We start from the raw sequence: 23,652 nt of genomic DNA, 5'->3' as shown, positions 1-23,652 counted from the left end.
CTGCTGGTCTTTTTATCTGTAGGAGACTTCTGCGCAGGGTATCAGTTACTGCGCGTCGAGTTGCTTGCCACGGGTTTCCGGCAGGCTCAGCGCCGCCAGAATCACCACGCCATATGACACAGCCGCGAAGGCGCCGATGCCCATGCTCAATGGCACTTTCTGGCTGAGCAGGCCGATCAACAGCGGGAACAACGCCGCCAGTGCGCGGCCGATGTTGTAGCAGAAACCCTGGCCCGAGCCGCGAATCCGCGTAGGGAACAATTCGGTGAGAAACGCGCCCATGCCGCTGAAAATCCCCGAGGCGAAGAAGCCCAGCGGAAAGCCCAGCCACAGCATCACGCCATTGCTGACCGGCATCTGCGTGTAGAGCAGAACGATGGTGAACGAGCCGACGGCAAACAAAATGAAGTTCTTTTTCCGCCCCAGCAGGTCGGTCAGATAAGCGCTGATCACATAGCCGACGTAAGAACCGACGATCACCATCGCCAGATAACCACCGGTGCCAAGCACGCTCAAACCGCGCTCGTTCTTGAGGAAAGTCGGCAGCCAGGAGGTGATCGCGTAGTAGCCGCCCAGCGCACCGGTGGTCAGCAAGGAAGCGCGAAACGTGGTGAAGAGCATGCCCGGTGCGAAGATCTCGTAGAACTTCGCCGGGTTTTCCGGAGTTTGCGCGGCTTTGGCTTCGCGATATATCTCCGGATCTTTCACCAGGCGACGGACAAAAATCACGAATATCGCCGGCACGATGCCAAGGATGAACAGCGCGCGCCAGGCATCTTCCGCAGGCAACACCGAAAACAGCAGCGCGTACAGAATCGCCGTCAGGCCCCAACCCAGCGCCCAGCCGGATTGCACCATGCCCACCGCTTTGCCGCGATCCTTGGCGCGGATCACTTCACCGATCAACACTGCGCCAGCGGTCCATTCACCGCCGAAACCGAAGCCCATCAGGGTGCGGGCGATCAACAATTGTTCGTAGTTTTGCGCGAAGCCGCAGAGGAAGGTGAAGAAGGCGAACCACAGCACCGTCAGTTGCAGGGTGCGCACACGGCCGATGCGGTCGGAGAGAATCCCGGCGACCCAACCGCCGATGGCCGAGGCGATCAGGGTGCTGGTGTGAATCAGTCCCGCTTCGCCCGTGGTGATGCCCCACATCGCGATCAGCGTCGGCACGACGAAGCTGAGCATCTGTGTGTCCATACCGTCCAGACCGTAGCCGATCTTGCAGCTCCAGAACGTGCGACGCTCCTGCTGGTTGATGTTGCGGTACCAGTCGAACGGTCCGGGGCGAGCCGCAGGCTTGGATAAAGGGAGGGTATCGGGAGCACTCATGGCAAATCTCCGCAGGGCTTTTATTGGTCTTGTTCGAAGCTCCGACGACGCCTATCGTGGGAACCGGATGCGCCGATTTTTCGTCGCCCTGCCCTGCGCCGTCCAACGAATAAAAACCCGCCTTCGGCATAAGAAAAATTTGTCACTCGAGCCTTGTCCATGAATCTGAAGTTTCTCGAGACCTTTGTCTGGGTCGCGCGCCTGAAGAGTTTTCGCCTGACCGCTGACAAGCTGTTCACCACCCAGGCATCGATTTCCAGCCGCATTGCGGTGCTCGAAGGCGAGCTGGGCGTAAAGCTGTTTTTGCGCGACTCACGCGGCGTCAGCCTGACCCCGGAAGGCCTGAAAGTGCTCGACTATGCCGAGCAGATGCTCGACACCATGGCGGCGCTGAAGCAGTCGATCGAGACCCGTTCGAGCAAGGTCGGCCGGGTGCGTATCGGCGTGATGGACACAGTGATCCATACCTGGCTGAGCCCGCTGGTGGCGCAGATGACCGATCTGTACCCACGGGTGGAAATCGAATTGGTCGCGGATACCGCGCTGAACCTCTGCGATCAGCTGCAAAAGGGCTTTCTCGATCTGGTGTTGCAAACCGATCTGATCCGCCACGAAAGCGTGCGCAGCCTAGAGTTGGCCAGCCATCCGCTGGGCTGGATCGTCGCCAGCAATTCGATCTACAACCGCGACTACGCCGACCTTGCCGAACTGGCGCAGGAGCGGATCATCACCTATTCGAAAAACTCACGACCGCATCAGGATATCGTCGCGCTGATGCAGGCCAGCGGCGTCATGGCGCCACGCTTGAATTGCGTGAACTCGGTGTCGGCGATCACCCGGTTGTTGCGCGATGGCTTCGGTATCGGCGCGCTGCCGCCGGTGCTGGTGGCCGAAGAGCTGGCGCGCGGCGAATTGATCTTGCTCGACATCGAGCAGCGACCAGCGAATCTGCCGGTGGTGGTGTCGTGGCGGGTCGGGGTTGAGTGGGTCGAGGAGATTGTGACGTTGTGTCAGCAGGTGCTAGCGGGGTATGCGCACAAGGTCGGCAAGGACTGCATCACCCTCACTGGATGATTAGTGGCGAGGGGATTTATCCCCGCTCGGCTGCGCAGCAGTCGTGATTGGGGCCAACGCGGTCTTTCAGAGGTACCGCATTTGCAGGTTTTGGGGCTGCTGCGCAGCCCAACGGGGATAAATCCCCTCGCCACGGAACTCATTCGCCACAGAAACCACTCATCCCAGAGCCCATTCACCAAAGAACCCATTCACCCCAGAGCTCATTCACCCCAGAGCCCACTCACCACAGAATCCCCCATGCCATAAGGCCTCTCTTGCCAGAGGGGATTGTGCAAGTCTTACAAACCGCGCACATCGCGATCTTCGATCGGCCGGCTCTGGCGCAGGCGGCGGCCGCCGAGGACGACCCAGTCGATCAGGCGGAACAGGCATTCGATGCCGAACGACAGCAGCAATGCGCCGCTCATGCCCCAGATCATTGCCTCTGGCGTCAGCAGGATCTGGTAGCTGTAGCCGTTCCAGGTTTCCTTGCGAATATCCGGATCGGCGGCCAGGACCACTTGCAGGAAGCGCACATACCACGGCCCTTGCATCGCCTGGAATTGCTTGTCCAGCGCGACCTGGCGGGTGAGCAAAGTGTTCAGGCTGTCGGCATCGCTGCGAAAAATCGGGTCTTCGCTGGCACGGTAATGCGCGACCAGCGCCTGCATATCGCCTTTGAAAAACTGATCCGCCGTGCCCTGGAAACCACGCAGACCGGTCTGCGCTTCGATCAGGTGCGCTTCGACACGCTGGGCGTAATCGTTGATGAACCCCGGCACCTGGACACCGATCAACAGGCCCGCCGCAAACAACACCAGCCGTAGATAACTGAGCAACATGGATGCAAATCCTTATTCGGTCTTGCCCTGGCTGACGCATTCGCCGCGTCGCCACAGGCTCCATTGGCCCGGTTCGTAACGGGTCCAGGTTTCGTTTTCGGTCAAAGGCTCGGTGGCAATCACCGTGACCACGTCGTTGGGCGTGGTTTCGGCCTGGAAGTCGACGATCACATCGACATCCTTGAGCCGCGCCGGGCCGAACGGTGCGCGGCGGGTGATCTGGGCGAGTTTGGTCGAGCAGTAACAGAACAGCCAGTCACCGTCGCTGAGCAGGCAATTGAACACGCCTTTGCTGCGATATTCGGCGCACGCTGCGACCAGATCCGGCAGCAGCGTTTCGATATCGACCGGCTCGGGGAAGGCTGCGCGTACCCGGTTGAGCAAATCGCAGAACGCCGCTTCGCTGTCGGTATCGCCGACCGGTCGGTAGAAACTCTTGATCGCAGTGAAGTCGGCGAGCTGGCCGTTGTGCGCGAAACACCAGTTGCGCCCCCACAGTTCGCGGACGAACGGGTGGGTGTTGGACAGGCAGACCTTGCCGACGTTGGCCTGGCGAATATGGCCGATGACCACTTCGCTCTTGATCGGATACCGCTGCACCAGGTTGGCCACTTCCGACTCGCTGCTCGCTGCCGGGTCCTGAAACAGACGCAGGCCCCGCCCTTCGTAGAAGGCAATGCCCCAGCCGTCGCGGTGCGGGCCGGTGCGTCCGCCACGCTGCATCAGGCCGGTGAAGCTGAACACGATGTCGGTCGGCACGTTGGCACTCATGCCCAGTAATTCACACATGTGCGGACTCTCGGGTTACAGACGCGGCTCGACCCGCATGCGCTGCGGATTGTTCGGCACCGGCGGGCGACCGTAGCGGTCGTCACCGGCGCCGCCGAACGGTTGATCATCGTCGCGCTCTTCGGCACGGGCCGCAGCCTTGGCGGCCTCGGCGCGTTCACGCCGTGCTGCCGAGGCACGCTCGATCGGCAGGCGGATCAAGACGAAAACCAGATACACCCCGAAGGCGATCATGCCGTACATGAACAGATCGGAAACCGCGCGCCAGGCGTTGTTGCCGACCTTGAACAGCATGTCCAGGGCGGTGATGGCGATGGCCGGTGCAACTTTGGCTTTCACCGGATCGACGATGGTCGGGCTGAACAGCAACACCGCCATCAGCACACGCAGCGGCTCGCGCAGCCAGCGCCACATCCAGGTGGTCAGGCGCATCCATACCAGCAGGCAGCCCACGGCGGCAAAGGCGTAAAGGCCCCAGGCGATCAGATAGTCGTTCTCGGTCATGGTGTCCATGGCAAGGCAGGCAAATAGGCGCTTATAGTAACGACTTTTCGCCCATGCGGCTTGTCCCAATACCAGACGGCCAGCAGCCGCCCCTGTGGGAGCGAGCCTGCTCGCGAATACGGACTGTCAGTTGCAACAGCGTTGCCTGACACACCGCTTTCGCGAGCAGGCTCGCTCCCACAAGGGCTGCGGCGCTTTCAAGACTGCGAACAACCCAATTCCGAATATTGTCCGAGAGCCTTCCATGCCCCAATCCGCCAATGTCATGACTGCCCCGATTGCCCAGCGGGCGCCCGGCGCCGACCCGTATGCCTGGCTGCAGGAGCGCGACACCGACGCGGTGCTCGACTATCTCAAGGCTGAAAACGCTTATCAGGAAGCGCAAACCGCCGATCAGGCCGAGCTGCGCGAAAACCTGTTCAATGAGATCAAGGGCAGGATTCTGGAAACCGACCTGTCCCTGCCCTCGCCCTGGGGCCCGTATCTGTATTACACGCGCACCACCGCTGGTGATGAATACGCCCGGCACTATCGCTGCCCGCGTCCCGCCTACGACAGCCTGACCCTCGATGAAAGCCGCGAACAATTGCTGCTCGACCCGAATGCGCTGGCCAACGGCGGTTTCTTCTCGCTCGGTGCTTTCAGCATCAGCCCCGATCACCAGCGCCTGGCCTACAGCGTCGATGCTTCGGGCGACGAGGTCTACACGCTGTTCGTCAAAGAGCTGTCCAACGACAGGGTCAGCGAACTGGAATTCGAGGACTGCGACGGCAGCATGACCTGGGCCAACGACAGCCTGACCCTGTTTTTCGGTGTGCTCGACGACACCCATCGCCCGCATAAACTGTTCCGCTATCGTCTCGATGGCACCGCCGCTGAAGAAGTCTTCCACGAGCCGGACGGTCGGTTCTTCCTGCATTGCTACCGCGCCAGCTCCGAACAGCAATTGCTGCTGTCGCTGGGCAGCAAGACCACCAGTGAAGTCTGGGCGCTGGACGCCAACCAACCGCACCTGCCGTTCAGCTGCCTGGCGCCACGGGTCGAAGATCACGAATACGACGTCGACCACGGCCTGCTCGATGGCGTCTGGACCTGGTTTATCCGTACCAACCGCGACGGCATCAACTTCGCCCTGTATCAGGCCCCGGACACTGGCGTGCCGCCGAGCGAGGCCGACTGGCAGAACCTGATCCCGCACAACGAAGAAGTGATGCTCGACGGTGTCAGCCTCAACACCGAGGCGATGACTTTGAGTCTGCGCGAAGGTGGCCTGCCGATCATCGAGGTTCACCCGCAGGGCTCGGCGCCGTATCGCGTGCAATTGCCCGATGCGGCCTACAGCCTCCACGTGCAAAACAGCTTGGAATTCGAGAGCGACCGCATTCGCTTGCGCTACGAAGCATTGAATCGCCCGGCCCAGGTGCGCCAGTTGATTCTTGCCAGCGGCGAGCAAACGGTGCTCAAGGAAACCCCGGTACTCGGCCAATTTGATGCCGACGCCTATGTCAGCCAACGCCTGTGGGCCACCGCCCCGGACGGCACGCAGGTGCCGATCAGTCTGGTGATGAAGCGCGAAATGGTCGGTAAACCGGTGCCGCTGTATCTGTATGGTTATGGCGCTTACGGCTCCAGCCTCGATCCGTGGTTTTCTCACGCCCGCCTGAGCCTGCTCGATCGCGGCATGGCCTTCGCCATTGCCCACGTACGCGGCGGCGGCGAGCTGGGCGAAGCCTGGTATCGCGCCGGCAAGCAGGAACACAAACACAACACCTTCAGCGACTTCATCGCTTGCGCTGAGTTTCTGATCCTCAACGGCATCACCACGGCGGAAAAACTGGCGATCAGCGGCGGCAGCGCCGGTGGCCTGCTGATCGGCGCGGTACTCAATCAGCGCCCGGACCTGTTCGGCGTGGCGATTGCCGAAGTGCCGTTCGTCGACGTGCTCAACACCATGCTCGACCCCGATCTGCCGCTGACCGTCACCGAATACGACGAATGGGGCAACCCGCAAGAACCGGACGTCTATGATCGGATCAAGGCTTACGCACCGTACGAAAACGTCACCGCGCAGGCTTATCCGCCACTGCTGGTGATCGCCGGCTACAACGACAGCCGCGTGCAGTACTGGGAAGCGGCCAAGTGGGTAGCAAAATTGCGCGCAACCAAGACCGACGACAATGTGCTGCTGCTCAAGACCGAACTGGGCGCCGGGCATGGCGGTATGAGCGGGCGCTATCAGGGATTACGTGACGTAGCGCTCGAATATGCATTTGTGTTCAAGGTTTTGCAGATTGCCTGAGGAACTCTGTGGGTGGCTTGGGTCTTACAGCAGACCCTTGTGGCGAGGGGATTTATCCCCGTTGGGCTGCGAAGCGGCCCCAAACCCTGCAAACTCAGTATTCCTGAAGCACCGAGTTGGCAGGATTTGCGACTGCTGCGCAGCCGAGCGGGGATAAATCCCCTCGCCACAAAAGCCCATTCCTACGGGATCCGTGTATAGCCTTGAAATGTGATAACAAAAAGACCGCATCGACATGTCTGAACCGACCTTTCTGAACAACGAAATCCGCGACTGGCTGATGGACTGTGGCCTGTTCGATCAATTGCAGCTGGCCGACTTCGCGGCCGCTTCCGGCTATTTCAGCATCAGCACCGTGGCTGAAGGCGAGGCGATTTTTCGCGAGGGCGATGCCGGCAGTTTCATGTGCATCATCCACACCGGCCAGGTCGCCGTGCAGAAAACCGGCGCTGACGGCCAGGTCATCACCATGGCCACCCTGCGCAGCGGCCGGGCCTTCGGTGAAATGGCCGTGCTTGATGGCGAACGTCGTTCGGCCACGTGTATCGCGGCGAGCAACTGTCAGTTGCTCAACCTGGGCAAGGATTCGCTGGAAAAAATGCTCAACGACGCACCGAAAATCGCCGCAAAAATCATCCGCGCCCTCGCCGTCTCGCTGTCCAAACGCCTGCGCATGGCCGACGGCCAACTCGCCGCGCAACAGGTTTAGCCGCCCGGGGATTTGACCTTGTTGCCGTTCGGCTCGATGCCCGGCACAGGTTGATCCTTGCTCGGCGGGCTGGGCATTTCAATCGGCACCAGTGGCGGGCTGCCGCTACCGGCGCCCGACTTGGGCAGGGTGATCGGGGTGATCTGCGGATACGGTGTCGGCGTCGCGGTGCCGGGCGAGCCGGGCTGCGGCGTCGGGCTGACCGGAACGCTCTGCTGGGCCTGCACTGCAGTAATCGCGAGCGCGGCCAGGGTAATGACCGTTAGAATGGTGCGCTTCATCAAGGGCTCCGTTTGGCCTTTAGTCTGTGCTCAGGCTACTCCCAACGCGCCTGCTTGCCTTCCCCCCTTTAGAGATTTCCATGAAACGTTTCGTTCTGCTCGACACCACCCCGATCCCTGAAAACGGCGGTGCCCTGTGCCTGTTCGAGTATGGCGAGGATTTCGTCATCAAGATCCAGGGCGGCGACGGCGGACAGTTGATGAACACGCGCATGCACGGTTCCGAGGACGCACTGGCAGAGATCCCCTGCCGCAAGGTCGCCGGCCGGTCGAATTCGCGGGTGTTGATCGGTGGCCTGGGCATGGGTTTCACCCTCGCCTCGGCACTCAAGCATCTGGGCAAGACCGCCGAGGTGGTGGTCGCTGAGCTGGTGCCCGGCGTGGTCGAGTGGAATCGCGGCCCGCTCGGGGAGAAATCCGGTCGGCCATTGCTCGACCCGCGCACGGTGATCCGTCAGGAAGATGTGGCCAATGTGCTGCAAAGCGAGCCGAACGGTTTCGATGCGATCATGCTTGACGTTGACAACGGCCCCGAAGGCCTGACTCAAAAGGCCAACAGCTGGCTGTATTCCGCCGCAGGTCTGAATGCCTGCGCCAAGGCGCTGCGCCCCAAAGGTGTGCTCGCGGTATGGTCGGCCAGCGCCGACCGACAGTTTTCCGACAAATTGAAGAAGGCCGGTTTCAAGGCCGAAGAAGTCCAGGTCTTCGCCCACGGCAACAAGGGCACCCGTCACACGATCTGGATTGCCGAGAAGCTCAAGGGCTGAGCTAAACTCTGCACATAACCGTCATCAGTCTTTCTGCAAAGGTGAACCCATGAGTTCGTCCACCCCCACCAACACGTCGAAGCTGGACCGCATCCTCGCCGACAACCAGCGCGACAAGGAAATGGGCTACCGCGACAAGGCCCTGAAAATGTACCCGCACGTCTGCGGCCGCTGCGCCCGCGAGTTTTCCGGCAAGCGCCTGAGCGAACTGACTGTGCATCACCGTGACCACAACCACGACAACAACCCGCAGGACGGCTCGAACTGGGAGCTGTTGTGCCTGTATTGCCACGACAACGAGCACTCGCGTTACACCGATCAGCAGTATTTCGGCGACGGCTCGCTGAGCACACCGAAGATCGCCAAGGCCACGCATAACCCGTTTGCGGCCCTGGCTGGCTTGATGAAAAAAGAAGATTGAAGATCTTCATCGCCTGAGCTGGCCCTTTCGCGAGCAGGCTCGCTCCCACAGTTGGAATGCGTTCCCCTGTGGGAGCGAGCCTGCTCGCGAAGGCGGCCGGCCAGACACCACAAATCTCGAATCTGCCCGCCCTCCCCCAATCCCCGTATAATCGCCCTCTTTTTCCCGAAGGCACCCCGCTCGTGGCAGACAAACGGTACAGCTGCATTGGTTTGTATAACCCCAAATCACCGGAGAACGTCGGCTCGGTGATGCGCGCCGCAGGCTGTTACGGCGTGGCGTCGGTGTTCTACACCGGCAAGCGTTATGAACGCGCGGCCGATTTCGTCACCGACACCAAGCGCGTGCACTACGACATCCCGTTGATCGGCATCGACGACCTGAAAAAAATCCTTCCGCTCAACTGCGTGCCCGTCGCGGTAGAACTGGTCGAAGGCGCACGGCCGCTGCCGGAATACACCCACCCCGACCGCGCCCTGTACATCTTCGGCCCGGAAGACGGTTCGCTGGATAAGGAGATTCGCGACTGGTGCGAAGACGTCGTGTACATCCCGACCACCGGCTGCATGAATCTCGCCGCCACGGTCAACGTCGTGCTCTACGACCGCATGGCCAAGGGCCTGAACACCCGCTCCGGGCCGAAATTCCGCTGAAGCGTCGTACATTCGATGGAACAAGCTGACCGCCCTGGCAGTCAGCTTATCTATCAATCGCACCCTGCCTGGAGATAGACCATGAGCGAGCTCAAACGCGTAGAACGCATCGAATCCACCCCGTTCCAGTCGCCTTCGCACAAGAATGTGCATGGCTGGGAGCGCGTCGGCTCGTTGACCGGCGGCGTGCTGATGGTCGGCAAGGGCCTGCGCCGTGGCGGCGTATTCGGCCTGCTGCAAGTGGCGCTCGGCGGCATGGCCGTAGCCCGTGGCATCACCGGACACTGCTCGGCGAAAAGCCTGTTGGAAAAAGGCCGTCAGGACATGAGCAACGTGCGGGCGAAGATCGAACGCGCCGGGGAAGAACTGAGCAAGTTGAAGACTAATGCCGAAGTGGCTACTGAAACGGCCACTGTGACCGGCAATGATTCGCTGACCTCGCCGAAGGCCGGCGTCTGAGGCTTTAAAGCAAAAGATCGCAGCCTGCGGCAGCTCCTACACGGAATCACGTTTTCCATTGTAGGAGCTGCCGCAGGCTGCGATCTTTTGATTTTTACGGGTTCAACAACTCACCACCTCATCAACCCGCGCGAAAAATCAGATGATCTTCCCAGTCATCCTCCGGCACGCTGCCTTCGGCGAGCATGCGCCCGGACTGGGAAATCCGCTCATGGTGCACCGCATCGCGGTCGCCACACACCAGGTGGTGCCATAACGGCAGATCCTTGCCCTCGCTGACCAGACGATAACCGCAGGTCGGCGGCAGCCATTTGAATTCTTCCGCCTGACCCGGCGTGAGCTGGATGCAGTCAGGGACAAACTTGATCCGGTTCGGATAATCGCTGCACTGGCAGGTTTTCAGATCCAGCAGTTTGCAGGCGATGCGCGTGTAATAGACGCTGTTGTCTTCTTCGTCCTCGAGCTTTTGCAGGCAGCACAGGCCGCAGCCGTCGCACAGCGATTCCCACTCCTCGTGATCGAGCTGATCGAGGGTTTTGCGTTTCCAGAACGGTTCGACTATGGCGGCCATGGCTCAAGCATCAACATCAAGGTGGTGAAAAGGCCGCCAGTCTAGTGCCAGCGGGCGTGGGGGCCAAGCGCTGGCGACTGCCGGTAAATCCGCTTGTCTGCCCCAGCGCCGCCCGCTGAGCAAACTGGTGGCTACACTTTGAAACCAATGTGGGAGCGAGCCTGCTCGCGAAAGCGCTGTGTCAGAGACGCTGTTGTCGACTGACACGCCCTCTTCGCGAGCAGGCTCGCTCCCACAGTGAAATCGGTGGAGAGTCAGTAACCGCGGGTGAAATCCACTTCCCCACGTAACGTCTCACCTGCCTCATACGCTTTCAGGTTCTGCACAAACAAATCCACCATCAGCGCCGGCGAGGTCGGTGCCGAACTGTGCCCGGTCAGCAACAAGCCCCACGCGGTCCAGAACGGGTGACGTTGCGGCAATGGCTCCTGACGGCAAACGTCGATCACCGCGCCGGCCAGATGCCCTTCCTTCAAGGCTTCTACCAGATCGGCATCGACCACTGCGACGCCACGCCCGGCGTTGATGAACAATCCGGTCGGCTTGAATTGCTTGAACAGCGCCGCGTCGTAGATATCGTGGGTGTGTTCGGTGTTCGGCAGCAGATTGACCACGTAATCCACTTCGCCCACCAATCGCGGAAGATCGGCCAGCGCGCCGACTTCGACAAATGGCGCCTGTTCGCGGGCACTGCTGGCGATACCGTACAGCTCGACGCCGAACGGCCGCAGAAACTGCGCAACGCTCTGGCCGATGTCACCGGTGCCGACGATCAGCACCTTGCGCCCTACCAGACTCTGGCCGCTGCGGTTGTCCCACTTGCGCTCGACCTGGCTGACCAGCCGCGCCAGCACTTCGCGCTCGTGGCCGAGGATGTAGGTCAAAACATATTCGGCCATGACCTGACCGAAGATTCCCACGGCGCGGGTCAGGCGATAGTCGCGGCGCAAGCCGTCGGCGAGCAGCGGCGTGATGCCGGCCCAGGTCGATTGCAGCCATTGCGGTTGATGGCCCTGGCGCAGCAAGGTCGCCAGCAGATCCGGCTGGCCCAGCCACACCGGGCAATCGGCGGCCTGACGCGCCAGTTCGGCGGAGTCGCCGCTGGTCAGGATTTCAAGCTCGGGCAGCGCCTGACGCAGCAGGCGGGCGTATATCGCGTAGTCGTGTTCGGCAATCAGAACGCGCATCTTCAAACCTTTCGCAAACCGTGCAGACAGCCGCCGGGGTCGGGCCGGCCATCGCGGTAAAAACAGTTCCAGGGTTAACCGAGGCCCAGAACAGGGCCTCGCGGGTCAGACCGGGTCGTTGCGTCGCAGCAACTCTTCGGGCAGGTGCTCGATGTACTCGTCCTCGGCCGGTGGCATCTGCAGGTGATAGCCCTGCTTGTCGAGGTTTTCCAGGACCACGGTGATGTCTTCGCTGGCCAGTTTGCGCTCGGGCGACAGCACCAGATCGAAGGAGTGCTTCGCTTTGCCAAAAGCCGTCATCAGCGCTTCCGGCACGCGCTCGAGCGCATCGCTCTTGAGCACGTAGAGATACATGCCGCTGCGCTTGGAGCTTTGGTAGATGGAGCAAATACGTTTCAAGGCTGTTCTCCGGCGGTGGCCAGGCTGTCGAGCAGCTTCTGGCCGAGCAATTCGCGGCGCCAGCCACGCAGCGAATCGGGCAATTGGTAAGGCCCCTCGGGGAAGCCGCTTTTGACCAGGGCTTCGAGGGTTTTCTTGCGCAGCATCAGTTCCGGGGCAATACCCAGGCGTTCGGCCTCGGCCTGACCCAGCGCGCGCAGTTGCTTGATCAGCGCAGCGGCTTCGATCGGCAACGGCTCCGGCACTGCCGGCGGCCATTGATCTGGCCCCACACTGCCAGAGCGCTTGATCAGATCAAGCAGAAACTGACCGTCCTGACGTACGGTACGCGGGTGCATGTCTTCAATCTTGCCCAGCGCCGCGAGGTTATCCGGCTGGGTGCGGGCCAAGGGCCACAGCGAGTGTTCACGGACGATGCGGTTGCGCGGCAGGTCGCGGGCGCGGGCTTCTGTTTCGCGCCAGGCGCACAGCTCACGCAGCACGGCGAGTTGTGCACGGGACAACTTCCACGCCAGTTTCGCCTCGCGATACACCTCGTAAGGATCAGTTTCGCGGCGCAGGTTGGCGACCAGTTCGGCGCCATCCTCCAGCACCCAGGCGAACTTGTCGGCGGACAGCATGGGCCGCAACTCGACGAACACCTCGGCCAGATGCACGGCATCTTCGGCGGCATAGCTGATCTGGGTTTCGGACAGCGGACGCTGCAACCAGTCGGAACGGGTCTCGCCCTTGGGCAGGTCGATGCCGAGCACCTCCTGCACCAGACGCGAGTAGCCCATCGAAAAGCCGAGGTTCAGGTAAGCGGCGGCCAGTTGCGTGTCGAACAACGGCGCCGGCAGGCTGCCGGTCAGGCGCAACAGTACTTCGAGGTCTTCGCTGCAGGCGTGCAGGACTTTCAGCACCGCCGGGTTTTCCAGCAACGCTGCCAGAGGTTGCCAGGCGTTGATGGTCAGCGGATCGATCAGGTAGGCGCGTTTGCCGTCGCCAATCTGCAACAGGCCGGCAATCGGATAGAAGGTGTCGACCCGCATGAATTCGGTGTCGAGGGCAACGAACGGCAGCTGCTGCCACTCGACGCAAAACTGCGCGAGGCTTTCGTTGTCGCGAATCCAGTGAATATCGATAGCCACACGGCTCTCCCTTGAAGAATGGCGCGCAGTATATATCGCCACCGACGATTTACGCGCCTTTGAAGGGCAAGAGCTGTAAGGAAATGTCTTGCCTGTCAGCAAGAATAGTCTGACAGCAGAAACAGAAAGGCCCGTCGCATTGGCGCGACGGGCAGGAAACGCTTCACTGCTTTGCCAACACGCCGTCGATCACCGCGCCACGACAGCCGGCAAAAATGTCCAAGGCAGGTTGATAGACGCTGCTGCGCACTTCCAGCAGGCCGAGCATCGAGTGGAACAGATTGTCCTGGCTCAGCGGCTTGTCCCGGCTCAGTTGCAGGCAATGGGTGTCGACCGAATAGGCCTTCTGATAGCTGTCAGAGAACCACGCCAGCATCGCTACATGCTTCTGTTGCTCGGGCGCCAGCATATAAGGCGTGCCGTGCAGAAACAGGTTGTACTCGCCCAGCGATTCGCCGTGGTCCGACAGATAGAGCATGGCGGTGTCGACTTTGTCCTGATTGCTGCGCAGCACATCGATCAGGCTCGCCAGCACATGGTCGGTGTAGACCAAGGTGTTGTCGTAACCGTTGACGATACTTTCGCGACTGCAATTGTTCAGCGCGTTACTTTCACAGACCGGAGTGAAGTGTTCGTACTCCTTGGGATACCGCTTGAAGTAGTCCGGGCCGTGACTGCCCATCTGGTGCAGAACTAGGACGGTGTCCTTGTCCAAGTGATCGATAAAACTTTGCAGCCCTTGCAGGAGGATTTCATCGCGACATTCGCTGTTGGCGCACAGCGCAGGGTCTTGCAACTTGCTGACATCCTGCACCGTGACGCGGTCGCATGTGCCTTTGCAGCCGGACTGGTTATCGCGCCAGATCACATCGATGCCGGCACGCTTGAGCACATCGAGCAAGCCCTCTTCATTCCTGGCCTTGCTGGCGTTGTAATCCTTGCGACCCATGTTGGAGAACATGCACGGTACCGAAACGGCGGTTTCCGTGCCGCAGGAATGCACGTCAGTGAAAGCGATCAGCCCGGCCTCTTTGTCCAGTTGCGGGGTGGTGTCTCGGTCGTAACCGAGAATGCCGAAGTTCTGCGCCCGCGCACTTTCCCCTACCACCAGCACGGTGAGGGATTTGCGTGGCTGTAGCTGCAAGTCGGGGTTGCGCTGGGCATCTTCGCCGATCTTGATGAACGGCTGCTGCGCCGAGACAACTTGCTCTTGCAGATAACCAATGGATGCGCCGATGTAATTGCTCGGCACCAGCATCAGGCGAATTTCGTGGTGATTGCGAAACAGCGACGACAAACCTTGATAGTTGGCCAATGCCACAACACCGATTACCGCCGCCGAGGCAACACTGACGATAACTTTGCTGAACAACTCGCGATGCCAGCGCCGATAATTGACCGGTACTTTCCACAACAACAAACACGGCAAAACACCCAGCAAGAGAATATAAGCGAACAACTTCAACGAGAGCAGATCACGCACTTCCGTCGCGTTGGTCTCGGCAAAGTTGCGCAACATGCCCGCATCAATCATGACGCCATATTGGCTCATGAAATAAGCCACGCCGGCGCTGACTAAAAACAAAAGAGTCAAAAGTGGTTTAAGCAGTGGCCGGAACGCGAATATCGTCAGCACGATATTGAACGCGGCAAGGATCATCACGCCGAACGCCACGCGCATGGCGATGCCCTTGCCATCGGCGGCGGTGATCTCGAACAGGTGTTGCCAAAGCACCAGATTGAAACCGAGCAACAAAAAGGCGCTGGCAAACAACGTCACCCATTCCGGGCGCACGGCTTTTAACTTCAACATGATGAGTGACTGTTCCTGAAAGAAGAGCCTCGTCGATTGTGAAAATTTCATTCACCGAGGCATGCCAAACTTTAGGCGGCAGCGAATCAATTTTTCGTGAAAAAGATGCTAACGATTAGTTGCCTCGGAGTACGAACGTGAAAGTTTGCGAGTATTTGAGAATGGTTCAGGTTTTATTCAGTTTCAGGCACTTAGCAATGTCCTCTGTGGGAGCGAGCCTGCTCGCGAAAGCGCAGTGTCAGCAAATAATTGTTTGTCTGGAGGAACGCATTCGCGAGCAGGCTCGCTCCCACATCGGGACAGGGGTGTTATCGAGTTTTTAAGTCTGGCCCGGCATTTTCTGATTTGCCGATGCGCGCGTCGCGACGCCTAATCATCAGCCTCTGCACTCAAAGGCCCGCTCATGAATCACTCCCGCCCCGCCGCTTGGCTGATGCTCGCGATCATTCTTGTGGCACTTAATCTGCGCCCCTCAATGGCAGCCATCGGGCCACTGCTGTCGGCGATCCGTAGCGATATCCCATTGAGCTTCACGCTTGCCTCTTTGCTGACGATGCTGCCGGTCATGGCCATGGGGCTGGCGATGTTCTTCGGCCTGCGCATCAGCCAGCGTCTGGGCGAACAACGCACGGTGCTGCTGTCGCTGCTTGTCATCGGGCTGGCGAGCCTGTTACGGCTGTTTATGGATTCCGCAGTCGAGCTGATCGTCAGCGCGATACTGGCCGGCATTGGCATAGCGCTGATTCAGGCATTGATGCCGGCGCTGATCAAGACGCGCTTTGCTGACAACGTGGCGTTGTGCATGGGCGTCTACGTCACGTCGATCATGGGCGGTGCCGCGATTGCCGCATCGTTCGCGCCGCTGGTGATGGTGCAGACCGGCAGTTGGCGCGTCGGGCTGGCCATCTGGGCGGCGTTGGCATTGGTCGCGTTGCTGGTCTGGTGCTTGCAGCCAGCGCAAGCCTTACCAAGGGTGACCCAGCGGGAGTCTTTCATCACGCGCCGTCGCGCCTGGTTGCTGGCGATTTTCTTTGGCCTCGGTACGGCGTCCTACACCTGCGTCCTCGCCTGGCTGGCCCCGTACTACGTGGAAAAAGGCTGGAGTGAACAAAACGCCGGGTTGATGTTGGGTTTTCTTACAGCGATGGAGGTCATTTCCGGGCTGGTAGTGCCGGCGATCGCCAATCGCAGTCGTGATAGGCGTGGGATATTGGCGGTTCTGCTGTTGCTGATCATCGGCGGTTTCTGCGGGCTGATTCTCGCCCCGCTAACTCTGGCCCTGTTATGGCCTTGTCTGTTGGGGTTGGGGATTGGCGGTCTGTTTCCGATGAGCCTGATCGTCGCGCTGGATCACTGCGACGAGCCGCAGCGCGCCGGTGGCCTGACCGCGTTTGTACAGGGGATCGGTTATCTGATCGCAGGACTGTCGCCGCTGTTGGCAGGGATGATTCGCGATCGGCTGGGCAGTTTCGAAGGCGCGTGGTGGGCGCTGACTGCGGTAATGGTGCTCATGCTGCTGATGGTTGTGCGCTTCAACCCTCGCGACTACACACGTCGCTTGCCCTGCCCGGGCTAGAGGCCTCTGGCCATCTTTTGCGCACGAGATTGGCAACGTCGTGTTGCTAAAAGTTTCTGTCCCACATGTGTCCGTGAAATGTCCTACAAAGGTTTCTCCTGGCACCATCGTTCCGTTAGGATCGTACGCACACGTTTGCGCGAATTCTGCGCAAGGGGCACAGCGAGACGGAACTCATGCTGAACAGTAATTTGCTTCGCAAGCTCGATATGCAGGACTTGATGGTATTCGTCGCCGTGTACGAGCAGAGCAGTGTCACCGATGTCTCGGAAACCCTGTTCGTCAGCCAGTCCACCGTCAGTTATTGCCTGAAGAAACTGCGCACCAGTTTCGAAGACGAACTGTTCATCAACACCCGCACCGGCATGCGCCCGACCTACAAGGCCTGCAGCATGTACGGCCATGTGCAGAAAATCCTCGAAAGCATCAACCTCTGCCACGCCGGTGCCCCGGCCTTCGACCCGAGCCGGCAGGCGGTGACTTTCAACATCTGCGCCCCGGAATACTTCGAGCAATTGATTCTGCCGCGACTGTTGAAGCGCTTCGATTTCGACGACTTGCCAGTGATGGTCAACATGCACAAGTTTGAAACCGACGTTCCGGCCGAAGAGTTGCGCGACGGCAGCCTCGATCTGGTGATCAGTTTCGGCCCGCACTTTCACCGCCAGCATGCGGATCTGAAATCCCGGATGTTGCTGGAAGATGACCTGGTCTGCGTCTTCGACAAACGCGCCACACCACTCGAACCGCGCCTGAGCCTGCAAGCATTCACCGAACGTCGGCATGTGTTTCCAACGCCGTGGACTTCAAGCACCAACATGGTCGACGGCTGGCTGGCGCGGCAAGCGCAAAAGCGCCAGATAGTGGCCCGATCGAACAGCTACAGCGCCGCGTTGAAGATGATCACCGGCACCGATTTCATCCTCACCCTGCCCCGGCGTATCCAGCGTCTGCTGACCAACGACGCAGTGTTCAACCACTGCGAAGCGCCCAACGGCCTGCCGGGTTTCACCCTCGACATGCAGTGGAGCCAGAGCGCCGATCAGGACAGCGCCAACGTCTGGCTGCGCGAGCAGGTGATTCAGGTGTGCAGCGAGCTGGAAAACGCCTGAACGTCAGATGCCGATGGCGGCTTTGCTGTAGGACTCGCGATCGATGTCGAGCAGTTCCACGCACAGTTGCACTTCGAGCCCGGCCGGCCATTCGCAGAGTTCCTGCAACACTGCCAGCAGACTTTGCGAGAGCTGCTTCTTGATCTCCGCCGAGCGCCCGCTGAGCAAGGCCAGTTTCACATGGACGAAGGCACGCTCGCCCTGCGCCGTGCCGACCTTGAAGTTGTCGATCTTGATCGCGCGGCTCTTGATATCGAACTCCGCGCCGAACTGACCGGAACCGACCAGCGTGTTGTTGAGCCGGATCAGGGCGATGTCAGCGTTCAACTGCGTCAGGTTGGCGGTGTATTCCATGTGCAGGTGTGGCATTGCGGATCTCCAGTCGGCGGATGCGGGGCGTACATATACCACAATCACACTGCGTCATTTGTGGGAGCGAGCCTGCTCGCGAAAGCGTCCTTTCAGTTTGCACACCCGCGCCTGCTGAACCGCTTCGCGAGCAGGCTCGCTCCCACAGGGATACGTGGCATCTGTCAGATCTGAATACCCGGCCGTTCACTCATGAATGCTTCCAGCCGCGAGCGCAGCCAGCGTTCGGCCGGGTCGCTGTCGACGTGGCTGAGCCAGACCATCGACAGGTCCAGTGTCGGCGTCTTGAACGGAAACGGTTCCTGGAACAGCGCCCCGGACGCCGCCATCGCCGCTGCGGTGTAATCCGGCAGGCTGGCAATCAGGTCAGTGCCGGCCAGCAACGCCGGCAGTGCGCTGTACTGCGGCACCGACAACACCACCTGCCGCGTGCGCCCCAGTTCCGCCAGCCACTCATCGGCGTAGCCACTGACATTGGCCGTGTGCGACACCAGCACATGCGGACGCGCGCAATATTCATCGAGAGTCAGCGGCGTATCAGAGGCATCGGCGCGCAGGATGCTTGGCTGGATATGCCGCAGCAGTTTGCGTTTGGCGTTGGCCGGCAGGCCACGGGTCTGGCTGATGCCGACGGTGATATCGCCGGCGGCGAGCAGGTCGGGAATGCGCCAGTAATCGACATGCTGCACCACGAACACCACACTCGGCGCCTCTTGGCGCAGCGCGCGCAACAGCGGCGGCAGCAGGCCGAATTCGACGTCGTCGGAGAGGCCGATGCGAAAGGTCATGGTGCTCGTCGCGGGATCGAAATCGCGGGTCAGGCTCAGCGCCGCCGACAGTGAATCCAGTGCCGGTTTGAGATGGCGGTAAATATCTTCAGCGCGGGCCGTCGGCTCCATGCGATGGCCGACGCGGATGAACAGCGGATCGTTGAGCATCGTGCGCAAACGGTTGAGCGCCGAGCTGATGGTCGGCTGGCCGAGGAACAGTTTCTCCGCCGCGCGGGTCACGTTGCGTTCGAGCATCAGGGTCTCGAACACCACCATCAGGTTGATGTCGGCCTTGCGTAGTTCATTGCGGTTCATCCTTTGCCCCTGCTCCCCGGAATAGCGGCAGTGTAGAAAGGCCCAAGAACCGCGTCTATGGGCCGCTGCGCCGAACAGTCACTGAAGGGTCAATGAAGCGTCAACGCCAGAATGCCAATGGCCAGTTTGCGCGGATCGAGTCCCATGCCCAGCGCTCTCGGGCTGACGGCATCGGCGTGCTGGAAACGAATCACCAGCACGCCTTCACGCTCAATGCGCTGCTGGACTTCCGCTGGCAGATCAACGCTGACAACGTTCGCTTCGGCCTTGAGCAAGCGGGTGGAGAGCACCGGCACATCGTTGACGCTAATCTCCAGCCCCTGTTCGGTATGCGACGGCGCAATCAAAGCGTTGGCTTCCAGCACAAATGATCTCACCGGGGCCTCGGGCCGCAGAATGATTTGCGATTCACTGCCCTCGGACCACGTACCCCACGGTTCGCTTTTCGACCATCCGCTGCCGAGGAAAAACGTCGCCAGGCTGGTAACGTTGAAGGTCACGCGCTCGTTCGACTTCATTGGCGAAATCAGCGTAAGGGGATCCGCGGCCACGATGGGCGGGCAATCGGCGCAACGCTTCCAGCCGGGCGCCAGCACGTTCAAACCGTCGATTCTGGCGAGTACGTCAGTCTCGCGATTGAGAGTCAGCGCGGCCGGCAGCACAGTGCGGCTATCGAGTACATACAACGTATCGGCGGCGTATTGACCAGAGCTGACGATCTGGTCGGCCACAGCCTGGGCCGCCTCGGTGGCCTTGGTACTCATGCGGCCGAGGTAGACCGCATTGGTCGGCAGATGATGGCGTCCCGCATACTCGGCCAGCGTTCGCCACTGCTCCGGATAATTCTCCGGGCGCAGCCAGCGCACCGCCTGATAATGGCGGGCTGCCTGATCCCAGAACGGATCAACCAGTGGCGTCGGCCATTGTGGCGCCGGCGTGGCCATGAACAGGTTGCGCGACTCTCCCCAACCGGAACGCGTATCCGCCACTTGCAGCAACAGGGCAATGCTCAGCAGAATCCGTGCCGTGCGCGAAGTATGGCCGCGAATCACCACGTACAGAATGGCGAAAATCGCCATGTACATGACAGGCCAGATCATCCGCCCCGAACCGCGAAAAATCGTCGCCACCGCCACCACCGCATCCGGCAGCGGGATGTGCAACTCGAATGGGCCGACCCCGATGTTGTTGGAAAACGCAAACAGCGCCAGGCCGGCGAGCGCGAGCAACAGCAACGGGTAACGACGTGGCTTGAGGTGAACATCCGTGCCGCGTTGCAGCCATGCCGCGAAGGCGCAGATGAACAGGAACACCACACCCAAACCAAGGAAAGCAAAACCGTCACCATCGCCCAACACACCGGGCATGTCGCGCAGGGCAAACGACCAGGTTCCCGGGTCGAAAAAGCTCAGCACATTGGCGCGGAACAGACCGTAGCCCATCAGTGCCAGGCCGTCATCGCCGACGCTGAAGTAGCCCGCCTGCCAGCAACACAGACTCACCAGCAAAAACAGACCGATCAGTTCGGCCACAGCTTTGCGCGGCGCCAGATGTCGCCGCAGGGTGTGTGCTGCGAGATCGGCGAGCCAGATCAGCGCAATCATCGCCAGCAAATAGGCGTGAATCAGCGCGGCCGCCGCCAGCAACGTTCCCCAGGCCAGAGAGCGTTTTGGCGTGAATGGCCGCAGCGCCAGGTACAGCGCGGCCAGCAACATGAAATGCCCGCCCAGGGACAGGTGCACGCTCATGCGGATCAGCATGGCCGGAACGAATAAAAACAGCCCGGTGCCGAGCAACCGCAGAACCGCGTCGCGGCTCACCAGGCCGAGCAGTTTCCAGGCAAACCAGCTCTGCAGAATGAAGCAGGTCAGCAACCACAGTCCGAAATACTGAAACGGCTCCGGCAACAGCGCCGAAAACGGCTTGAACAAAAAGGCGAACAGGGGATTGGAATCGGAAAAGATCAAGCCATTGCTCAATTCAAGTCCATAAGACGGATTGAGCCCCAGCGGAAAGCTCCATGGCGAGTGCCGGAAAAACACCCAACCCTGGTAGTGGGTGGCCGGGTCGCCGTCGCCCAGCCAGGCAATGTTCATCGGGTTCAACGCCCGAGGGCCGACCACGATAAAAAACGCCAGAATGCCTAGCAGCACAGGCAACAGCGCAGCGGCCCGAGAGGTTGAGCAAAGCTTCATCGATACGTCCAGAAATTATGCAAAACGAAAGTAAATGCCGGCACCGTCAGGGCCACGGCGCCGATTCCGAGCAAATAATGCAACCCAGCCATTTGCGCCGCCCAGGCAACCGCCATCGCCAATAGAAAACCGCCCGCCGAGACCGACACAAAGCGCAGTAACGTGCGCCCGTGCAGGCGAGCTGAAAAGCTCCAGGTGGTATTGATCACATACGACACAACGGTCGCCATGGCAAAGGCGAAACCATTGGCCAGCGGCGGTTCGGGCGCGATGAAGCGGATGAACAGCACAGCCACCAGCGCATGCAGCGCAGTGACGAACAGCCCGGTCAGGGCAAAGCGCAGACCACGGCGAACCATCGCTGAACGATCACTATCGATCACGGTTTCTGCGCCAGCACGAAGACGCTCAAACCGGCCAGCCGGTTGCTGCCCATCAACGGCAACTCGAGTCGGCAAAGAGTCTTGAGCACGCTGTTGACCCACGGGTGATGACGCTTGAGTTGCGACTGCGGCCGTGCGGTTTGCGAACCTTGAGGCATCAGGCGCAACGCTGCGGCGATCGGAAACACCGCACCGAAATAGTAGGCGCCGCGCTGCACGGTCAAACCGGCATCGCCCGCCAGAGTTTCGAATTGCGCGAGGGTGTAGCGGCGCTTGTGCTCGAGAAAATCATCATGACCGCTCCAGAGAAACTGAAACGCCGGCACCGTCATCAGAAAACGACTGCCCGAAGGCACTTTATCGACATAGTTTTTGAGCAGGCCGAGGTCGTCGTCGACATGCTCGAGCACGTCCATCAGTAACACCAGATCGGCATCGATGCTGTCGATGCCGCGGCGGTAATGCACCGGTTTGCCCGCGGTGGTGGCGCTTGAATCGGCGGGGTAACTGATGTCGACGCACCACGCCTCATGCGCGTCGGTGTGGGTCAGCAGATGATGCGAGAAAAACCCCGAGCCGGCACCGACATCGAGTATTCGTCGGATCGGCATGTTACCCAGCAATCGCCGGGTCGCCGCCGCTTTGCAGCAGTAATACCAATGCTCATCGATGCTGTCGCCGAGGATGTCGGTTTCCTTGAGATCCATCTGTCAGTCCTTGGGGTCGTAAACGCGACGCACCAGAAAAACCGGCCGGCGTTTGGATTCGATATAGGTGCGGCCAAGGTATTCGCCGAGTACGCCAATGCCGATCAATTGCAGACCGCCAAGGAACGTGACTGCGACCATCAGCGAGGCATAACCAGGCAAGTCGACACCGTGGATCAGTGTGCGCAGGACAATGAACATGGCGAACGCAAACGACACCAGCGAAACCGTTGCCCCCAGGTAAGTCCAGACCCGCAGCGGCTCGGTGCTGAAACTGGTGATGCCTTCGAGGGCGAAGTTCCACAGCCGCCAGCCATTGAATTTGCTTTGCCCGGCCACGCGCTCGGGGCGCTCGTAGTCGACATGAGTGGTGCGGAAACCGACCCAGGCGAACAGACCTTTCATGAAGCGTCGCGACTCAGGCAGGGTCAGCAAGGCATCGACCACGCAGCGGTCCATCAGGCGGAAGTCGCCAACGTTCTCCGGCAACGGCTGTTCGGCGATGCGGTTGTGCAGGCGATAGAACCAGTGGGCCGAGGTCGATTTGGCCCACGTGTCGCTGCGGCGGCTGACACGATGCCCCAGCACCACTTCGTAACCTTCGCGCCAGCGCTCGATCATCTGCAAAATGACTTCCGGCGGGTCCTGCAGATCGGCGTCGATCGGTACCACGATCTGCCCGGTGGCCATTTGCAGACCGGCCGACAACGCCGCTTCCTTGCCGAAGTTGCGGCTTAGATCGACGATGCGCAGACGCGAGTCTTGCCGCTGCCGTTCAAGCAAGCGCTCAAGGGTGGTGTCGGTGCTGCCATCGTTGATGAAGACCAGTTCAAGATCGATCAGTGCCTGCGTCTGAAAGACGTCGTCGATGCGCGAAAGAAAGCTGTCGAGGCTGTCGGCCTCGTTGAAAACGGGGATCACCAGCGACAACGTCACCTGCCCGGCCTGTTGCGTTCCGTGCTCAGTCAAAGGAGTGCTCTTTTTATAGTTTGTCGGTCATCGAAAGTCTTTCG

General features: G+C 60.4%; 25 protein-coding genes. 9 read left to right on the top strand and 16 right to left on the bottom strand.

What is annotated here, in order from left to right:
* Nucleotides 1-45: 45 nt before the first annotated feature.
* Nucleotides 46-1,332, bottom strand: coding sequence for an MFS transporter (locus AB4N85_RS02090; RefSeq protein WP_016771221.1), 1,287 nt, complete (start codon nucleotides 1,330-1,332; stop codon nucleotides 46-48).
* 159 nt (nucleotides 1,333-1,491) lie between these two features.
* On the opposite strand from AB4N85_RS02090, the gene AB4N85_RS02085 reads away from it, so the two are divergent.
* Nucleotides 1,492-2,406: a LysR family transcriptional regulator gene (locus AB4N85_RS02085; protein WP_197892165.1), complete on the top strand. Its 915-nt coding sequence runs from the start codon at nucleotides 1,492-1,494 to the stop codon at nucleotides 2,404-2,406.
* A 281-nt stretch (nucleotides 2,407-2,687) separates the two neighbouring features.
* Here AB4N85_RS02085 and AB4N85_RS02080 read toward each other — a convergent pair whose 3' ends face one another.
* Genes AB4N85_RS02080 through AB4N85_RS02070 form a run of 3 tightly spaced genes read right to left on the bottom strand, consistent with a single transcriptional unit; the run spans nucleotide 2,688 to nucleotide 4,532 of the window.
* Complete coding sequence (locus AB4N85_RS02080; protein WP_016771223.1) at nucleotides 2,688-3,230, bottom strand: DUF2937 family protein; 543 nt, start codon at nucleotides 3,228-3,230, stop codon at nucleotides 2,688-2,690.
* A 12-nt stretch (nucleotides 3,231-3,242) separates the two neighbouring features.
* Nucleotides 3,243-4,019 (bottom strand): class II glutamine amidotransferase, encoded by a 777-nt coding sequence (locus tag AB4N85_RS02075; RefSeq protein WP_252887460.1) that lies wholly within the window; start codon nucleotides 4,017-4,019, stop codon nucleotides 3,243-3,245.
* 15 nt (nucleotides 4,020-4,034) lie between these two features.
* Nucleotides 4,035-4,532: a hypothetical protein gene (locus AB4N85_RS02070; protein WP_041478845.1), complete on the bottom strand. Its 498-nt coding sequence runs from the start codon at nucleotides 4,530-4,532 to the stop codon at nucleotides 4,035-4,037.
* A 235-nt stretch (nucleotides 4,533-4,767) separates the two neighbouring features.
* On the opposite strand from AB4N85_RS02070, the gene AB4N85_RS02065 reads away from it, so the two are divergent.
* On the top strand, nucleotides 4,768-6,822 hold the full coding sequence (locus AB4N85_RS02065; RefSeq protein ID WP_460066771.1) for a S9 family peptidase: 2,055 nt from the start codon (nucleotides 4,768-4,770) through the stop codon (nucleotides 6,820-6,822).
* 235 nt (nucleotides 6,823-7,057) lie between these two features.
* The gene (locus tag AB4N85_RS02060; protein ID WP_016771227.1) at nucleotides 7,058-7,531 is read left to right on the top strand and encodes a cyclic nucleotide-binding domain-containing protein; all 474 of its coding nucleotides are present in this window, start codon (nucleotides 7,058-7,060) and stop codon (nucleotides 7,529-7,531) included.
* Here AB4N85_RS02060 and AB4N85_RS02055 read toward each other — a convergent pair.
* The gene (locus AB4N85_RS02055; RefSeq protein ID WP_016771228.1) at nucleotides 7,528-7,812 is read right to left on the bottom strand and encodes a hypothetical protein; all 285 of its coding nucleotides are present in this window, start codon (nucleotides 7,810-7,812) and stop codon (nucleotides 7,528-7,530) included. The two genes, AB4N85_RS02060 and AB4N85_RS02055, sit on opposite strands and share 4 nt — an antisense overlap.
* Before the next feature lie 80 nt (nucleotides 7,813-7,892).
* Here AB4N85_RS02055 and AB4N85_RS02050 point away from each other — a divergent pair, with 80 nt between their 5' ends.
* From AB4N85_RS02050 to AB4N85_RS02035, 4 genes are all read left to right on the top strand, one after another.
* Nucleotides 7,893-8,579, top strand: a complete 687-nt coding sequence (locus AB4N85_RS02050; RefSeq protein ID WP_460066767.1) for a spermidine synthase — start codon at nucleotides 7,893-7,895, stop codon at nucleotides 8,577-8,579.
* A gap of 49 nt (nucleotides 8,580-8,628) precedes the next feature.
* On the top strand, nucleotides 8,629-9,000 hold the full coding sequence (locus AB4N85_RS02045) for a YajD family HNH nuclease (protein ID WP_003222612.1): 372 nt from the start codon (nucleotides 8,629-8,631) through the stop codon (nucleotides 8,998-9,000).
* Between the two features lie 182 nt (nucleotides 9,001-9,182).
* A complete protein-coding gene (locus AB4N85_RS02040; RefSeq protein WP_007911337.1) occupies nucleotides 9,183-9,653 on the top strand; it encodes an RNA methyltransferase in 471 nt (156 codons plus the stop codon).
* Nucleotides 9,654-9,734: 81 nt separating this feature from the next.
* Entirely contained in the window at nucleotides 9,735-10,112 is a 378-nt protein-coding gene (locus tag AB4N85_RS02035) for a YgaP family membrane protein (RefSeq protein ID WP_252877654.1), read from the top strand.
* A gap of 121 nt (nucleotides 10,113-10,233) precedes the next feature.
* Here AB4N85_RS02035 and AB4N85_RS02030 read toward each other — a convergent pair whose 3' ends face one another.
* The 5 genes from AB4N85_RS02030 to AB4N85_RS02010 all read right to left on the bottom strand — a co-directional run bounded on the left by AB4N85_RS02030 (nucleotide 10,234) and on the right by AB4N85_RS02010 (nucleotide 15,212).
* Entirely contained in the window at nucleotides 10,234-10,683 is a 450-nt protein-coding gene (locus AB4N85_RS02030; protein WP_016771232.1) for a YcgN family cysteine cluster protein, read from the bottom strand.
* A gap of 254 nt (nucleotides 10,684-10,937) precedes the next feature.
* The gene (locus AB4N85_RS02025) at nucleotides 10,938-11,870 is read right to left on the bottom strand and encodes a D-2-hydroxyacid dehydrogenase (protein WP_353188738.1); all 933 of its coding nucleotides are present in this window, start codon (nucleotides 11,868-11,870) and stop codon (nucleotides 10,938-10,940) included.
* Nucleotides 11,871-11,975: 105 nt separating this feature from the next.
* On the bottom strand, nucleotides 11,976-12,269 hold the full coding sequence (locus AB4N85_RS02020; RefSeq protein WP_041478850.1) for a YcgL domain-containing protein: 294 nt from the start codon (nucleotides 12,267-12,269) through the stop codon (nucleotides 11,976-11,978).
* The gene (gene rnd / locus AB4N85_RS02015) at nucleotides 12,266-13,399 is read right to left on the bottom strand and encodes a ribonuclease D (RefSeq protein WP_460066762.1); all 1,134 of its coding nucleotides are present in this window, start codon (nucleotides 13,397-13,399) and stop codon (nucleotides 12,266-12,268) included. Before rnd ends, AB4N85_RS02020 begins: the two co-directional genes overlap by 4 nt.
* Nucleotides 13,400-13,562: 163 nt before the next feature.
* On the bottom strand, nucleotides 13,563-15,212 hold the full coding sequence (locus tag AB4N85_RS02010) for a phosphoethanolamine transferase (RefSeq protein WP_460066760.1): 1,650 nt from the start codon (nucleotides 15,210-15,212) through the stop codon (nucleotides 13,563-13,565).
* 403 nt (nucleotides 15,213-15,615) lie between these two features.
* Here AB4N85_RS02010 and AB4N85_RS02005 point away from each other — a divergent pair, with 403 nt between their 5' ends.
* On the top strand, nucleotides 15,616-16,788 hold the full coding sequence (locus tag AB4N85_RS02005; RefSeq protein WP_460066757.1) for a cyanate transporter: 1,173 nt from the start codon (nucleotides 15,616-15,618) through the stop codon (nucleotides 16,786-16,788).
* Nucleotides 16,789-16,964: 176 nt separating this feature from the next.
* Entirely contained in the window at nucleotides 16,965-17,900 is a 936-nt protein-coding gene (locus tag AB4N85_RS02000; RefSeq protein ID WP_252887457.1) for a LysR family transcriptional regulator, read from the top strand.
* Between the two features lie 3 nt (nucleotides 17,901-17,903).
* On the opposite strand, the gene AB4N85_RS01995 is transcribed toward AB4N85_RS02000, so the two are convergent.
* From AB4N85_RS01995 to AB4N85_RS01970, 6 genes are all read right to left on the bottom strand, one after another.
* Complete coding sequence (locus AB4N85_RS01995; RefSeq protein ID WP_041478855.1) at nucleotides 17,904-18,269, bottom strand: 5-carboxymethyl-2-hydroxymuconate Delta-isomerase; 366 nt, start codon at nucleotides 18,267-18,269, stop codon at nucleotides 17,904-17,906.
* Between the two features lie 164 nt (nucleotides 18,270-18,433).
* Nucleotides 18,434-19,354 (bottom strand): LysR substrate-binding domain-containing protein, encoded by a 921-nt coding sequence (locus AB4N85_RS01990; protein ID WP_095180648.1) that lies wholly within the window; start codon nucleotides 19,352-19,354, stop codon nucleotides 18,434-18,436.
* Between the two features lie 89 nt (nucleotides 19,355-19,443).
* The gene (locus AB4N85_RS01985; RefSeq protein ID WP_460066751.1) at nucleotides 19,444-21,549 is read right to left on the bottom strand and encodes a DUF6311 domain-containing protein; all 2,106 of its coding nucleotides are present in this window, start codon (nucleotides 21,547-21,549) and stop codon (nucleotides 19,444-19,446) included.
* Complete coding sequence (locus tag AB4N85_RS01980) at nucleotides 21,546-21,908, bottom strand: GtrA family protein (RefSeq protein WP_076566420.1); 363 nt, start codon at nucleotides 21,906-21,908, stop codon at nucleotides 21,546-21,548. The genes AB4N85_RS01985 and AB4N85_RS01980 overlap by 4 nt, the downstream gene beginning before the upstream one ends.
* Before the next feature lie 20 nt (nucleotides 21,909-21,928).
* Nucleotides 21,929-22,639: a class I SAM-dependent methyltransferase gene (locus AB4N85_RS01975; RefSeq protein WP_315434945.1), complete on the bottom strand. Its 711-nt coding sequence runs from the start codon at nucleotides 22,637-22,639 to the stop codon at nucleotides 21,929-21,931.
* 3 nt (nucleotides 22,640-22,642) lie between these two features.
* Entirely contained in the window at nucleotides 22,643-23,608 is a 966-nt protein-coding gene (locus tag AB4N85_RS01970) for a glycosyltransferase family 2 protein (protein WP_150636528.1), read from the bottom strand.
* Nucleotides 23,609-23,652: the final 44 nt, after the last annotated feature.

Source organism: Pseudomonas sp. H1_G08 (assembly GCF_054681355.1).
This window is presented reverse-complemented; position numbering and strand designations above follow the sequence as displayed.

What these genes read in the sequence shown, in the direction of transcription:
- AB4N85_RS02090 (WP_016771221.1), bottom strand. Translation starts at nt 1,332, where the DNA reads ATGAGTGCTCCCGATACCCTCCCTTTATCCAAGCCTGCGGCTCGCCCC.
- AB4N85_RS02085 (WP_197892165.1), top strand. Translation starts at nt 1,492, where the DNA reads ATGAATCTGAAGTTTCTCGAGACCTTTGTCTGGGTCGCGCGCCTGAAG.
- AB4N85_RS02080 (WP_016771223.1), bottom strand. Translation starts at nt 3,230, where the DNA reads ATGTTGCTCAGTTATCTACGGCTGGTGTTGTTTGCGGCGGGCCTGTTG.
- AB4N85_RS02075 (WP_252887460.1), bottom strand. Translation starts at nt 4,019, where the DNA reads ATGTGTGAATTACTGGGCATGAGTGCCAACGTGCCGACCGACATCGTG.
- AB4N85_RS02070 (WP_041478845.1), bottom strand. Translation starts at nt 4,532, where the DNA reads ATGGACACCATGACCGAGAACGACTATCTGATCGCCTGGGGCCTTTAC.
- AB4N85_RS02065 (WP_460066771.1), top strand. Translation starts at nt 4,768, where the DNA reads ATGCCCCAATCCGCCAATGTCATGACTGCCCCGATTGCCCAGCGGGCG.
- AB4N85_RS02060 (WP_016771227.1), top strand. Translation starts at nt 7,058, where the DNA reads ATGTCTGAACCGACCTTTCTGAACAACGAAATCCGCGACTGGCTGATG.
- AB4N85_RS02055 (WP_016771228.1), bottom strand. Translation starts at nt 7,812, where the DNA reads ATGAAGCGCACCATTCTAACGGTCATTACCCTGGCCGCGCTCGCGATT.
- AB4N85_RS02050 (WP_460066767.1), top strand. Translation starts at nt 7,893, where the DNA reads ATGAAACGTTTCGTTCTGCTCGACACCACCCCGATCCCTGAAAACGGC.
- AB4N85_RS02045 (WP_003222612.1), top strand. Translation starts at nt 8,629, where the DNA reads ATGAGTTCGTCCACCCCCACCAACACGTCGAAGCTGGACCGCATCCTC.
- AB4N85_RS02035 (WP_252877654.1), top strand. Translation starts at nt 9,735, where the DNA reads ATGAGCGAGCTCAAACGCGTAGAACGCATCGAATCCACCCCGTTCCAG.
- AB4N85_RS02030 (WP_016771232.1), bottom strand. Translation starts at nt 10,683, where the DNA reads ATGGCCGCCATAGTCGAACCGTTCTGGAAACGCAAAACCCTCGATCAG.
- AB4N85_RS02025 (WP_353188738.1), bottom strand. Translation starts at nt 11,870, where the DNA reads ATGCGCGTTCTGATTGCCGAACACGACTACGCGATATACGCCCGCCTG.
- AB4N85_RS02010 (WP_460066760.1), bottom strand. Translation starts at nt 15,212, where the DNA reads ATGTTGAAGTTAAAAGCCGTGCGCCCGGAATGGGTGACGTTGTTTGCC.
- AB4N85_RS02005 (WP_460066757.1), top strand. Translation starts at nt 15,616, where the DNA reads ATGAATCACTCCCGCCCCGCCGCTTGGCTGATGCTCGCGATCATTCTT.
- AB4N85_RS02000 (WP_252887457.1), top strand. Translation starts at nt 16,965, where the DNA reads ATGCTGAACAGTAATTTGCTTCGCAAGCTCGATATGCAGGACTTGATG.
- AB4N85_RS01995 (WP_041478855.1), bottom strand. Translation starts at nt 18,269, where the DNA reads ATGCCACACCTGCACATGGAATACACCGCCAACCTGACGCAGTTGAAC.
- AB4N85_RS01990 (WP_095180648.1), bottom strand. Translation starts at nt 19,354, where the DNA reads ATGAACCGCAATGAACTACGCAAGGCCGACATCAACCTGATGGTGGTG.
- AB4N85_RS01985 (WP_460066751.1), bottom strand. Translation starts at nt 21,549, where the DNA reads ATGAAGCTTTGCTCAACCTCTCGGGCCGCTGCGCTGTTGCCTGTGCTG.
- AB4N85_RS01980 (WP_076566420.1), bottom strand. Translation starts at nt 21,908, where the DNA reads ATGGTTCGCCGTGGTCTGCGCTTTGCCCTGACCGGGCTGTTCGTCACT.
- AB4N85_RS01975 (WP_315434945.1), bottom strand. Translation starts at nt 22,639, where the DNA reads ATGGATCTCAAGGAAACCGACATCCTCGGCGACAGCATCGATGAGCAT.